This is a genomic window from Bacillus sp. UMB0728 (assembly GCF_002858875.1).
In the GTDB taxonomy this organism is placed as follows: Bacteria; Bacillota; Bacilli; order Bacillales; family Cytobacillaceae; genus Bacillus_AB; species Bacillus_AB infantis.
Map to the genome: position 1 here is coordinate 445,344 of NZ_PKLA01000001.1, position 12,425 is coordinate 457,768.

At 49.0% G+C, this 12,425-nt stretch carries 10 protein-coding genes; all 10 read right to left on the bottom strand.

The window, feature by feature from the left end; all coding sequences use genetic code 11:
* Positions 1-19 precede the first annotated feature (19 nt).
* A complete protein-coding gene (locus CYJ37_RS02190) occupies positions 20-1,375 on the bottom strand; it encodes an aspartate aminotransferase family protein (RefSeq protein ID WP_009793882.1) in 1,356 nt (451 codons plus the stop codon).
* A gap of 31 nt (positions 1,376-1,406) precedes the next feature.
* Positions 1,407-2,879, bottom strand: a complete 1,473-nt coding sequence (locus CYJ37_RS02195; RefSeq protein WP_374703146.1) for a CoA-acylating methylmalonate-semialdehyde dehydrogenase — start codon at positions 2,877-2,879, stop codon at positions 1,407-1,409.
* A gap of 116 nt (positions 2,880-2,995) precedes the next feature.
* Positions 2,996-3,223, bottom strand: a complete 228-nt coding sequence (locus CYJ37_RS02200) for a hypothetical protein (protein WP_009793880.1) — start codon at positions 3,221-3,223, stop codon at positions 2,996-2,998.
* A gap of 21 nt (positions 3,224-3,244) precedes the next feature.
* Positions 3,245-4,699, bottom strand: coding sequence for an NCS1 family transporter (locus CYJ37_RS02205; RefSeq protein WP_101547735.1), 1,455 nt, complete (start codon positions 4,697-4,699; stop codon positions 3,245-3,247).
* Positions 4,700-4,840: 141 nt separating this feature from the next.
* Entirely contained in the window at positions 4,841-6,256 is a 1,416-nt protein-coding gene (gene hydA / locus CYJ37_RS02210) for a dihydropyrimidinase (protein WP_101547736.1), read from the bottom strand.
* Between the two features lie 13 nt (positions 6,257-6,269).
* Complete coding sequence (preA, locus tag CYJ37_RS02215) at positions 6,270-7,559, bottom strand: NAD-dependent dihydropyrimidine dehydrogenase subunit PreA (RefSeq protein ID WP_094769266.1); 1,290 nt, start codon at positions 7,557-7,559, stop codon at positions 6,270-6,272.
* Positions 7,552-8,931, bottom strand: a complete 1,380-nt coding sequence (locus CYJ37_RS02220; RefSeq protein WP_009793876.1) for an NAD(P)-dependent oxidoreductase — start codon at positions 8,929-8,931, stop codon at positions 7,552-7,554. Before CYJ37_RS02220 ends, preA begins: the two co-directional genes overlap by 8 nt.
* A gap of 67 nt (positions 8,932-8,998) precedes the next feature.
* Positions 8,999-9,889, bottom strand: coding sequence for a nitrilase-related carbon-nitrogen hydrolase (locus tag CYJ37_RS02225; RefSeq protein ID WP_101547737.1), 891 nt, complete (start codon positions 9,887-9,889; stop codon positions 8,999-9,001).
* 298 nt (positions 9,890-10,187) lie between these two features.
* On the bottom strand, positions 10,188-11,003 hold the full coding sequence (speD, locus tag CYJ37_RS02230; RefSeq protein WP_009793874.1) for an adenosylmethionine decarboxylase: 816 nt from the start codon (positions 11,001-11,003) through the stop codon (positions 10,188-10,190).
* Positions 11,004-11,224: 221 nt separating this feature from the next.
* Positions 11,225-12,403: a M20 family metallopeptidase gene (locus CYJ37_RS02235; RefSeq protein WP_009793873.1), complete on the bottom strand. Its 1,179-nt coding sequence runs from the start codon at positions 12,401-12,403 to the stop codon at positions 11,225-11,227.
* Positions 12,404-12,425 lie beyond the last annotated feature (22 nt).

Sequence of the window (12,425 nt, forward strand, 5' to 3'; positions counted from 1 at the left end):
AAAACCGGGATGAAGCCGTTCACAAAATACTTTCCAGCGCATCCTTAAGGGTCCCGATAACAAGTTCGGCATCTTCTTCTTTTATGTTGAGGGGCGGCGACAGTGCAAGGACGTTATTGTAGCCTGCCACAGTAGCTCCATTTTTCCCGATCAGCACTCCTTTTTCACGGCAGGCGGCTATGACTTTATTGACAAGGGCTGCCTCGAGAGGCTCTTTCGTTTCTTTGCTGCTGACTAGCTCAATTCCGATCAATAGCCCTTTCCCTCTGACATCGCCAACAAAAGGATGATCCGCCAGGCGGGAGGCAAGATTTTCTTTCAACTTTGCGCCAAGATCGGCCGAACGTTTATAGAGGTTTTCCTTTTCAAGAATTTCGAGGTTTTTAAGCGCCAGTGCGCAGGCAGCCGGATTGCCGCCGAATGTATTGATATGCCGGAAATAGTCGTATTCCCCGCTTCCCTTGAACGCTTCATAGATCTCTTTCTTCACAGCAGTGGCTGACAGCGGGAGATAGGCGCTCGTGATGCCTTTTGCCATTGTGATGATATCGGGCCTTATACCGTCATGCATAAAGCCAAAAGGCTTCCCTGTCCGGCCAAAGCCGCAGATCACCTCGTCAGAGATCAGCAGGGCTCCGTGCTTTTCGCACACCTCTTTGGCAGCCTTCATATAGCCTTCCTGGGGAGTGATGATTCCCCCTCCGGTGATGATCGGTTCCATAATCATGGCAGCAATCGTTTCGCTCAGTTCCCAAGTCATTGCCTGGTCAAGCGCTTTGACTGCGGGCAGATCAGAAGGGCTGCCGCTGTGGACTTCATCTCTGTAAGAGTCTGGCGGCTGTACATGTATGAATCCCGGGGAGAGCGGCTCATATTTGTATTTTCTTTGCGCCTGCCCTGTCGCGGCGAGCGATCCCATAGTATTGCCATGATAGGACCGGTAGCGGGACACAATTTTATAGCGCCCTGCTTCCCCGCGCTGCTGATGATATTGCCTGGCGATTTTAAAGGCGGTTTCATTTGCTTCCGATCCGCTGTTGGAAAAGAAAATAACATATTCTCCGCCAAGCAGTTCATTCAGCTTCTCAGCAAGCCTGATGGCTGGAGCATGGCTTTGGGTCAGCGGAAAATAAGGCATCTCCTTCAGCTGTACATATGCAGCCTCGGCAAGCTCCTTCCTGCCATATCCCGCATTCACGCACCACAGGCCAGCCATCGCATCTAAATAGCGTTTCCCGTCACTTGCAGTTATCCACGAACCCTCAGCCTTTTCCGCGACGATGGTCGACTGCGGGCTGTAGGGCTTCATTGAATGCCATACATATTGATCATCCTGTTCAAGCAATGATTTATTTCCGTTCACTGACTGTGCCATCCTATCTCCTCCTCGTTGCTGCTAAGTGATTTCAAAGTTCAAAACGAGATGTGACCATTTTCTTTTTTGTATAAAAATTCAAGCCATCTTTGCCATTGACATGAAGGTCCCCATAGAAGGAATCCTTCCAGCCTGAAAAAGGGAAGAATGCCATTGTAGCCGGAACGCCTACATTGATGCCGAGCATTCCGGCATCCGCCTCTTCACGGAATTGCCTGATGCTCCTGGCATCGTTTGTATAGATGGTTGCTCCATTCCCGTATCTTGACCTTCGGATGAAGTCCAGCGCTTCATCAAGGCTTCCTGCCCTGAGCAGGCTCAGTACAGGTGCAAATAGCTCTTCCTTTGCGATCGTCATATCGCATGTCACCCTATCAAAGATCGTTGCACCAAGAAAGTTCCCGGCTGGGTGCCGCTCCATCTCCGTGCGGCCGTCCCGTATCAGCTCAGCCCCTTCTTCTTCTCCTTTTTCAATGAGTCCGAGGACTTTTTCAAGATGCTCCTTGCGGATGACGGGCGTCAGGAGGGTATCTTCTTCCATCCCGCTGCCGACCTTGAGCTCATCGGCTTTTTTCTTAAGCTCATTAATGAAGCTGTCGTTTTCTCCCACCACGACAACGGCACTGCATGCCATGCACCTCTGGCCGGCACTGCCGAATGAGGAACTGATGATATGCTGGGCCGCCTTCTCAGCATCGGCATCAGGCATGACGATATGGTGATTTTTAGCACCCGAGAGTGCCTGTACCCGCTTTCCTTCAGAAGCGGCCCGTTCATACACATATTTTGCAACCCGCTGAGAACCGACAAATGAGATGGCGGCAACCTCTTTATGTTCAAGCAGTGCATTCACAACATCATGTGCGCCGTGTACAATGTTCAGGACTCCAGGAGGGGCGCCCGCTTCGGCAAACAGTTCAGCAAGGCGCGCTGCCAGGATCGGCGTCCTTTCAGACGGCTTCAGCACAAAAGTATTCCCGCAGGCAACAGCAAGAGGGAACATCCACAAAGGGACCATCATCGGGAAGTTAAAAGGAGTGATCCCCCCAACCACGCCAAGCGGGTAACGGAACATCTCAGAATCAATATCCTCAGCGATCCCTGAAAGCGACTCACCCATCATTAAGGTCGGTGCACCTGCGGCAAATTCCACACACTCGATGCCTCTTTGGACCTCGCCGAATGCTTCTTTGAAGGATTTTCCGTTCTCTTTTACAATCAGCTCAGCAAGCTGTTCATGATGCTGTGACAGCAGATTATGATATTTGAAAAGGAGCCTTGCCCTCTTTGGGACAGGCACCTTCCTCCACGAAATAAACGCCCTTCCTGCTGCCTGGACAGCAAGGCTGACATCTTCTGCACTGGAGGCAGGCACCCTCGCGAGCACTTCATCATTGGCAGGGTTGATGACTTCAAATGTATCTGCAGAGGAAGCTTCTACCCAATTGCCATCAATAAAATTTCTCAAAACCTCTGTTTCATGCCTGATCGCCATATGCTCCATCTCCTTCATATGAAATATCCACTTCAGATTTTTATAAGACTTCGATAGAAAGCTGCACATGAAGGCGAAGGATCAGCGGCAAATAATGAAATGCGCAATCCTTCGCTCTATCACAGCTATTTTTGTTCTGCAGAATGCTCTTTCTGCTTGAGCAGAAGCCCGCTGAAATATTTCCGTGCTTCTGCTGTCCCAACATGGATTGTTTCCTGGATCCCGCTGGCCGGATTGGCAAACAAGATGGCCGCTCCATCCAAGCTTTCTTTCACCTGAAGGATTCTGAATCCTTTTTCGATATAAAAATCGATTTTGTCTCTTTCATGCAAAAAGAACTGGTAGTCTGACATACTCTGACCTCCTGAAAATAGTCAAGATTTCATGGAATCAGCGGCTTTTTCCTGATCATCGTCCAAAATCCAGTCGCGCCCCACACTGATTCCGAGATATTTGCTGTCATCCGGATCATTGATTTCGGCCTGCTGATATTTGCGGAACCACCAGTACCGGGCAAGAAGGTAATAAGAGCCTGCTCCTGCCAGGAATCCGGCAAGGAATGAATAGTTGGGAAGCCAGTATGCAACTGCGGCACCAATGACCCAGCTGATGAATCCTGCAAGGTTGATTCCTCCCCAATACCTGAACTGCCCATGGTCCTCGTATAATTCAGGTACATTGACGCGCCTTTTTCTCAGCAGATAATAATCAGCAAAAAGGATGCCGACAATCGCAGACAGGATGCCGCCTACAAACAGGAGGACAGGGATGATGACGCCAAAGAGATTCCATGGCTGGACGACTGTCCCGACAATTCCTGCTGTAATAACGCCAGCCCAGAAAGGAAATTTCGGCCCGCCAACATTAGAAAATATCGTTGCCGCCGGAACGACATTGGCCGCCGTGTTGGTGGACCATTGCGCCAGGATGATCATCAGAAGCAGGACGCATAGGACGAGTCCTCCTGCCGCTTCCTGAAGGGCGATGACAGGATCGTAATTCAGGACGGCAATATAAGCGATCCCTCCTATGATAATCATAAAGGTCTGTGTCAGCGGCATGGCGATCAGGTTGCCGATCAGCGCCCCTTTATTGCGCTTAAACCAGTTTTTTTCATTCACGGGCGCCTTGATGAACCGGGAAATGGAAGGAATATCAGCACTCAAGGTCGCCCAAAAGCCCATATTGCTGAAGATCACAACAAGGAAAGCAGTAAATGCATCGGTTCCCGCTGCCGGATTTTCTGCCCATGTCCAAATATTCCTTCCTGCCTCTTCAGCCGTATCGGATAAAGATAGGTACATCCAGACGGAAATCAGGATAATGACCGGAGCTGCCATGTCAGCAAAACGCTCTATCGCTTTTATCCCAAGGCTGGTATTAATGAGCTGTGCAGCTGCGAAAATAAGAAAACAGATAAACCAGTTATTGAAACCGAATAAAATATCAATGATGCCATTCATGGCAGTGGCACCGAAGTAGGTATTGATTCCAAACCACATAGAGGCGGTGACGCCCCTCGTGATTGAGGGGATATGAGTCCCGATTGTGCCGAAAGGGGCGCGCATATAGACCGGGAAGGATAGGCCATGCTCTATCCCGATGTCTGCAATCAAACTGATGAATAAGCCGATTCCGAGGCAGCCGATCACCGTTGCAATAATGACAAGCGGCAATGGGAGGCTCATAACCCCGGAGCCTCCGATGGCAAAGGTGGCGAGTACCACCACCATGCCCACCCACATAAATGAATAGCCGAGCGAGGTGATATTCCTGTCCTTTTGCTGGATCGGATAAAGGTCAGGGGATTTCAGATGGCTTCTTTTCATACGTACACATCCTGTCCGGTTAATTTTTGTCAGGCCGAGAAGCTGATTGAAACCGAAAAGCCGGGTTAGTGCATGCCATCATCCTGTTCACTGAAACAAAGCCGGGGTAATTCATCTCCGTCCACAGCCAACCCTCTTAATCTAATAAGCAGGAATCACGTTATTATGGGTTTTGTGTTTAAAATATTTTGCTCTTTTTAAATATTGCCCGCTGCCCGCTTTTCCAGTGAACTGGCGGTCTTTAATCACATACTCTCCCCTTACGAGCACAGTGACAGGCTCTCCTTTGACTGATAATCCTTCAAATGCGCTGTAATCAACAGCCAAATGGTGGGTGCCTGCAGAAATGGTTCGTTCCTTTTCAGGGTCAAATAGGACAATATCGGCATCAGAGCCTACAGCAATCGTCCCTTTCTGAGGGTAGAGGCCAAATAGCTTCGCAGCACGGGTCGAAGTGATGTCGACAAATTGGTTGAGGGTGATCCTTCCCTTTGCCGCCCCTTCTGAAAAGAGGATCGAGAACCGGTCTTCAATAGTCGGGCCTCCGTTCGGTATTTTGGTAAAATCCTCCCTGCCGAGATCCTTTTGCCCCTTAAAGTCAAAAGAGCATTGGTCAGAGCCGATCGTCTGGAGCTGTCCGCTTTTGAGGGCATTCCATAAAGTGTCCTGATTCCATTTTTCACGGAGCGGCGGGGACCACACATATTTTGCGCCTTCAAACTCAGGCTTTTCGAGGCTGGTCTGGTCAAGAACAAGATACTGCGGACAGGTTTCCCCCCAGACATCGATGCCCCTGGAGCGGGCTGCGGCAATTTTTTCTGCTGCTTCAGCGCAGGATACATGTACTACATACAGCTGGGAGCCTGCCAGGCCGGTCAGCTCAGCCGCACGCCCCGTTGCTTCCCCTTCCAGCTCAGGAGGTCTTGTAAGCGCATGGTAGATGGGTTCTGTATGTCCTTCTTCCAATGCCTTTTTCGTAAGATAATCGATGACATCCCCGTTTTCTGCATGCACCATGACAAGAGCCCCGAGGTCCCTTGCGGCAACCAGCGTCTTGAAAAGCGTTTCATCATCAGCCTGGAAGACATTTTTATAGGCCATGAAGACTTTGAAAGAAGTAATTCCCTCAGAATCTATCACTTTCGGCAGCTCCGCCAGTACTTTATCATTGATTTCCCCGATCATGAGGTGGAAGCTGTAATCGATGGCAGCCTTGTCTTTAGATTTTTGGTGCCATTCATCAATGCTTTCCTGGAGAGGCCTTCCTTTAGATGTCAGGCAAAAGTCTATGATGGTCGTCGTGCCCCCAAAGGCTGCGGCAATCGTGCCTGACTCAAAATCGTCCTTTGTCACAGTCCCGCCGAATGGCATATCCAGGTGGGTGTGCGGGTCTATGCCGCCCGGAAAAACGTAAAGCCCTGCAGCATTGATGATTTCCGCCCCGGTATCTTGCAGATCCCTGCCAATCAGGGCGATTTTTCCTTCTTCTATTAAAATATCAGCCTGAAAAGTATCTGATGCTGTCACTATAGTGCCGTTCTTTATTATTTTCTTCATATTCAGCACCCCTTTACCGTTTAGATAGATCCAATTCGCATGCCTGTGCCCCGGCTATCGCGGCCTGTCGTTCATTCCAGGTCATAGGCGGCTGTGTGTGCGGAAGCTCTACCATTGAAATGGCCCCTTCCTCCGGGCAGACAATAGAACAGAGGTTGCAGCCGACACAGTCTTCTTCGCGGACTTTCAAATATTCTTTTCCGTTTTCATCAACCAGCATATCAATGCATTGATGCGAGGTGTCCTCACAGGCGATATGGCATTTATTGCAGTTGATGCAGATATCAGGGTCGATCCTCGCGGCAATATTATAGTTAAGGTCCAGATTGCCCCAGTCCGAATACCTTGGTACAGATTTTCCGATAATGTCCCTGACTGACCGGATGCCTCTCTCGTCCAGATAATTATTCAAACCATCCATTAAATCTTCAATGATGCGGAACCCGTGGTGCATAGCAGCTGTACAAATCTGTACGCCGGAAGCGCCCATCAGCATGAATTCAACCGCATTCTGCCAGTTCGATATCCCGCCCATGCCTGAAATCGGTACAGATATTGCTGGATTCCTGGCGCACTCAGCGACCATGTTCAGTGCAATCGGTTTGACTGCCGGGCCGCAATAGCCTCCATGTGCTCCCTTCCCTCCGACATGCGGAATCGTATTCCAGGTATCAAGGTCCACCCCGGCAAGGCTGTTGATCGTATTGATCATACTGACAGCATCTGCACCGCCTTTTACCGCTGCTTCTGCTGTTGCTGTAATATCCGTTATATTGGGGGTAAGCTTCACGATGACTGGTGTCCGGGCCGCTTCCTTCGCCCAATAAGTCTGTTTTTCCACCAGCTCTGGCACCTGTCCGGATGCAGATCCCATTCCCCTCTCTGCCATCCCGTGCGGGCAGCCGAAGTTAAGCTCAAGTCCATCTACCCCAATCTCTTCGACCCGTTTGACAATTTCATGCCATTTCTCCTGTTTCGGCTCAACCATCAGTGAGGCAATGATCGTGTTGTTGGGAAACTTCTTTTTCGTTTCATAGATTTCCTTCAGATTGACTTCAAGCGGCCTGTCTGTAATCAGCTCAATATTGTTAAAGCCTGCGACCCGCTGTCCATTAAAGCTGACAGCAGCAAATCGGGAAGAAACGTTTAAAATAGGCTCACCCAGCGTTTTCCAAACAGCTCCGCCCCATCCGGCCTCGAAAGCACGCTGAACCTGATAGCCTGAATTGGTAGGTGGTGCAGAGGCAAGCCAGAAAGGATTGGGGGACTTTATGCCTGCCAATTCTATGCTTAAATCAGCCATTTGCTTCTCTCCTTTCTTCCTTCATCATCAGCTTGTGGATCGCATGGGCTGCTTGTTTACCCTGCTGGGCAGCAGTGACGACCATGGCTTCCCCTTTTCCTTTGCCGAAGACAATATCCCCGCAGGCAAACACTTTCGGATTTGAGGTCTGGCATGTCTCAGGATTGATTTCTACAACTCCCCCATCGTGAGCAAGGCCGAATTGATCGATGAGGCTTTCGTGCCTTTGCTGCCCGATGGCTTTAATAATGATGTCAGCCGGGAGCAGATGCTCAGATCCTTCAATGGGTACGGGCCTTCTCCGACCATCCGTATCCGGCTCGCCAAGCATCATTTGGATGCACTCCAGTCCTGCTGCTTCCCCGCGGTCATTGCTGATAATCCTTTTGGGTGCCGTCAGCCATCGGAACTCGACTCCATCCTGCTTCGCAAACTCATATTCAAAATCATAGGCAGTCATTTCTTCCTGTGTCCTCCTGTAAAGGATTTTCACATTCCCCGCCCCGAGCCTTGCTGCACAGGTTGCCCCGTCAATTGCTGTGTTGCCGGCGCCGATTACAATTGCTTTCTTGCCTGCCACATCTCTCCTCAGTTCACCGGTTTTTGTCTGCTTCACAAATTCAATCGCATCAAAGACACCTTCCAGATTTTCACCTTCAATTCCAAGGTCCGGCACTTTTGACATGCCTGCAGCAAGAATCACAAAGTCATATCCGTCCAGCAGTTCTCCGGCTGTAACATCCCGGCCGATCTTCGTTTTTGTCCTGATGTCTACATTCATCCGCCTGACCTGTTCTGCTTCCCAATGGGCAATCTCCTTCGGCAGACGGAATGAAACGATACCGTAAGTGTTCAGCCCTCCGGCTTCCTCCTCGGCTTCATAGATGACAGTCTCATAGCCGAGACGGGCCAGCTCCCTGGCAGCCGATAATCCCGCAGGTCCGCTTCCGATGACCGCTGCTTTTTTGCCGTTGGCCGCGCCTGGGAAAAATAAGTCCTTCCCGCTTTTTATGGCCCAGTCAGTCGCATGCCTCTGCAGTTTGCCGATCAGAATAGGGCTTTTTGTTGAATTCAATACACACGCCCCTTCACAGAGCTCTTCTGTCGGGCAGACCCTTGAGCAGCTTGCGCCGACAGGATTGGCATCCATGATGGTTTTGGCGGATCCCAGCATATTTCCGCTGCTGATTTTTTTTATGAATGAAGGGATATCTATTCCAGTTGGACATGCTTTAATACAAGGGGCATCATAGCAATACAGGCAGCGGCTGGCTTCATGGGCAGCATCCCTGCTGGACAGCGCAGGCTCCGCTTCCCTGAAGTTCTGTTCCAGGTCGGTGTGTGAGATTCGCTTTGGTTTTGCATCGATCACAGCGTTCCCTCCTATCCTGCCTGTGCCAGGCAGGCAATTGAAAAGCTTATTTTCACATAAAAGCCCCTTACGGAAGAAGGGATGTCATTTCACTGTATGTTTCCGGCCTGCGGTCGCGGTAAAACTGCCAGGTGTCCCTGACCTCCCGGATCAGCTTCTTGTTCATTTCACCTATGATGACTTCATCCTTATCCCGGCTGGCAGAGGCAACGAAGCTTCCTTTAGGATCCACCAGGTATGACTGCCCATAAAATTCTCCCATATTCCATGGACCCTCATAGCCGACGCGGTTGATGGCGCCAACATAATATCCGTTGGCGACTGCATGGGCAGGCTGTTCGAGTTTCCATAAATATTCGGACAGGCCGGCGACCGTGGCCGATGGATTGAAGACGATTTCTGCGCCATTAAGCCCCAGCAGCCTTGCCCCTTCCGGGAAATGCCTGTCATAGCAGATATACACGCCGATTTTGGCATATGCAGTATCAAATACCGGATAGCCCAGGTTCCCTGGTTTAAAATAATATTTTTCCCAGAACCCGCAGCCGTTTCCTCCTGCCGCAACATGCGGAATATGCTGCTTCCGGTACTTTCCCAGATAAGTTCCGTCTGCATCCAGGACAGCAGCTGTATTATAATAGGTAGCTATCCCTTCCCGTTCATAAATCGGAAGGACAATAACAATCCCAAGCTCCCTTGCCAGCTCCTGGAAAAGCTTTGTTGTCGGGCCGTCCGGGATTTCTTCTGCAGCGTCATACCATTTCGTATTCTGCTCGGAACAGAAATAAGGACCATAAAAGATCTCCTGCAGGCATACAATCTGGGCGCCCTTTTCTGCCGCTTCCCTAACAAGCTTTATATGCTTTTCGATTGCCTTCTCCTTATGAACTGCAACTGGCTCGCTGCCGTCCACATCATGAGATGCTTGTATCAAGCCGATCTTCACATTGTCTGCCATCTTTACTCCCCCTCTAAAATAAAAAGAATCATCCTTTGCAGAACCGGGCTGTTTCGTACCAGGGCAATCCAGCAGCATGGTTCAGAATGTTCCGTTAATCTAACATACGCAGAAAGGGCAAGTTGTAAAACTTAATTTAAAGAGAGTAGAAAGAAAAAGGCTGGAAGAAACCCAAATAATGCTAATCCTCTAGCAAAAACACAGTGTGAAGGATATCTGCATACAAAAAAGACTGCAAATGGCCCCATAATGAGAGGATCTTTGCAGTCTCATGCTACCTTAATAAAAAGTATAGAAATTAATTTTGCGAGGAAATATTGGTGCCATAAAAGATTTCGTCCATCTCTGTTTTAAGTCGGTCGGTGATTTCTTCCGCTTCTTCTGAATCCAGCTTCTCCTTAGTAAAGCCAAACAGATAATTATTCAGGTCGAATTCCTTCAGTTTGCATTTTGTGTGGAAAATTTTTTCCTGATAGATATTCACATCGATCATATCATACAGGCCTTTTGCTTCATCTGGTATATAGTTCTGTATAGAGTTAATATCATGGTCGATATATAGCTTTTCACCGTTGATGTCCCGTGTAAACCCTCTGACGCGGTAATCAATCGTCATTACATCCGTCTCAAAGGAGTGGATCAAATAATTCAGGGCTTTTAGCGGTGAAATTTCCCCGCATGTGGAAACATCAATATCTGCCCTGAAGGTGCTGATCCCTTCTGTCGGATGGAATTCAGGATAGGTGTGGACTGTAATATGGCTTTTATCAAGCTGCAGGACCACATTGTCAGGGAGCGGTCCAGGAGATTCCTCCAGTGATTCTTCAGGCACTTCGACAACAGGGCCTTCTGATACGAGCATGGTCACACTGGCTCCCTGCGGTACATAGTCCTGCTGGGCGACATTCAGCACGTGTGCCCCGATGATATCGGACACATTAGTCAGAATGTTGGTGAGCCTCTCAGCACTATACTGTTCATCAATATAATCAATATAAGCTTCCCGTTCTTCTTTTGTTTTTGTATAGCAGATATCATACATATTAAAGCTTAACGTTTTAGTCAGATTATTAAAGCCGTGCAGCTCGATCCGTTGCTCTGGTGTCAGTTTCATGTGCAAAATCCCCTTTAACTCTGTTAGTCTGTTGCCCCTATCACCAGCCCTGGCCACTTCTATGGCGAGCTCTTGAGAGAGTGATTCCAAGCTGGTTAGGCTGATTACTATCTAGAGTACCCTTTATAAAAGGCAAAAAAACGGGTTTTTCCTAATTGTGTCCTGCTGAGGCTGAATCTAAAAAAGCCTATCCGTTTTGGATAAGCTTTTTGAGTACATCATTATGCATTAACGAGTTTATTCTTTTTGAATTCTTCCCTGATGGATTGAAGCAGTTCTTCGCTTGAGAGGATTTCATAACCCGTCAGGGCCATTGCCTTTGCCCCTAAGATCATTGCCTCCTGTGCCTGGCTGCTCATGGCCGCTTCGCGGAACTCATGGGTATGGCAGGCGAAATCTTCGTCGCAAATCTTGATATATGGGTGAATGGAAGGCACAGCCTGGCTGACATTTCCCATATCGAGCGATCCTGATCCATCGCGGTCCTCGTGGATTTCACCTGGATCTATTCCCAGCCCGATCAGCTCGTTAGTGAATGCATCCGATAATTGCTGGTTTGTTTGCATGTCATCATACGAAAATTCATAAAAAGAAGCTTTCATTTCTGCACCAGTCTGAAGCGCAGCACCCTGGGCGCATGCTTTCACTTTTTCAACCAGTTCATTCACATAAGATCGGCTTGATGCTCTTACATAGAACTGGGCAGACGCATAGTCAGGAACTACATTGGCCGCTTTTCCTCCTTCAGGGATGATGCCATGGATTCTTGCATCAGAAGTGATATGCTGTCTGAGGGCATTGATGCTGTTAAAAGTCTGAAGCACAGCATCAAGAGCGTTGATCCCTTTTTCCGGACTCGCAGCCGCATGGGCACTCTTGCCGAAGAATTCAAACTGGATCGCATCCATGGCAAGTGATCTGCCGCTTTTCAAATACTTGGACAAAGGATGGACCATCATCGCAACATCCAGTTCATCGAAGATCCCGTTCTCCGCCATTGTCACTTTCCCGCCTTTTGTTTCTTCAGCGGGAGTTCCGTACACAATCACTTTTCCGCCAGTTTCTCCAACAGCCTTGCTCAGGCCGATCCCTGCAGCAATTGCCATTGTGCCTATGAGGTTGTGCCCGCATGCATGACCTACCTCAGGAAGTGCATCATATTCAGCCATCAGCCCAATGGCTGCTCCCGCAATGCCGCTGTCATAAACAGCACGAAAAGCAGTCGGAAGTCCGCAGGTTCCCTTCTCTACATTAAATCCGTGCTTTTCCAATGTTTCAATCAAAATCGCCGAAGATTTGAACTCCTCATGCCCGAGCTCAGGATTTTCTCCTATGTACGTGCTGATATTGACAAATTCCTGCTTAAGCTTATCTATTTCGTTCTGAATTATCTGTTTCATTGTATAACCATCCTTAGTGGTG

What these genes read in the sequence shown, in the direction of transcription:
- CYJ37_RS02225 (WP_101547737.1), bottom strand. Translation starts at nt 9,889, where the DNA reads ATGGCAGACAATGTGAAGATCGGCTTGATACAAGCATCTCATGATGTG.
- CYJ37_RS02235 (WP_009793873.1), bottom strand. Translation starts at nt 12,403, where the DNA reads ATGAAACAGATAATTCAGAACGAAATAGATAAGCTTAAGCAGGAATTT.
- CYJ37_RS02200 (WP_009793880.1), bottom strand. Translation starts at nt 3,223, where the DNA reads ATGTCAGACTACCAGTTCTTTTTGCATGAAAGAGACAAAATCGATTTT.
- preA (WP_094769266.1), bottom strand. Translation starts at nt 7,559, where the DNA reads ATGGCTGATTTAAGCATAGAATTGGCAGGCATAAAGTCCCCCAATCCT.
- hydA (WP_101547736.1), bottom strand. Translation starts at nt 6,256, where the DNA reads ATGAAGAAAATAATAAAGAACGGCACTATAGTGACAGCATCAGATACT.
- speD (WP_009793874.1), bottom strand. Translation starts at nt 11,003, where the DNA reads ATGAAACTGACACCAGAGCAACGGATCGAGCTGCACGGCTTTAATAAT.
- CYJ37_RS02190 (WP_009793882.1), bottom strand. Translation starts at nt 1,375, where the DNA reads ATGGCACAGTCAGTGAACGGAAATAAATCATTGCTTGAACAGGATGAT.
- CYJ37_RS02195 (WP_374703146.1), bottom strand. Translation starts at nt 2,879, where the DNA reads ATGGAGCATATGGCGATCAGGCATGAAACAGAGGTTTTGAGAAATTTT.
- CYJ37_RS02205 (WP_101547735.1), bottom strand. Translation starts at nt 4,699, where the DNA reads ATGAAAAGAAGCCATCTGAAATCCCCTGACCTTTATCCGATCCAGCAA.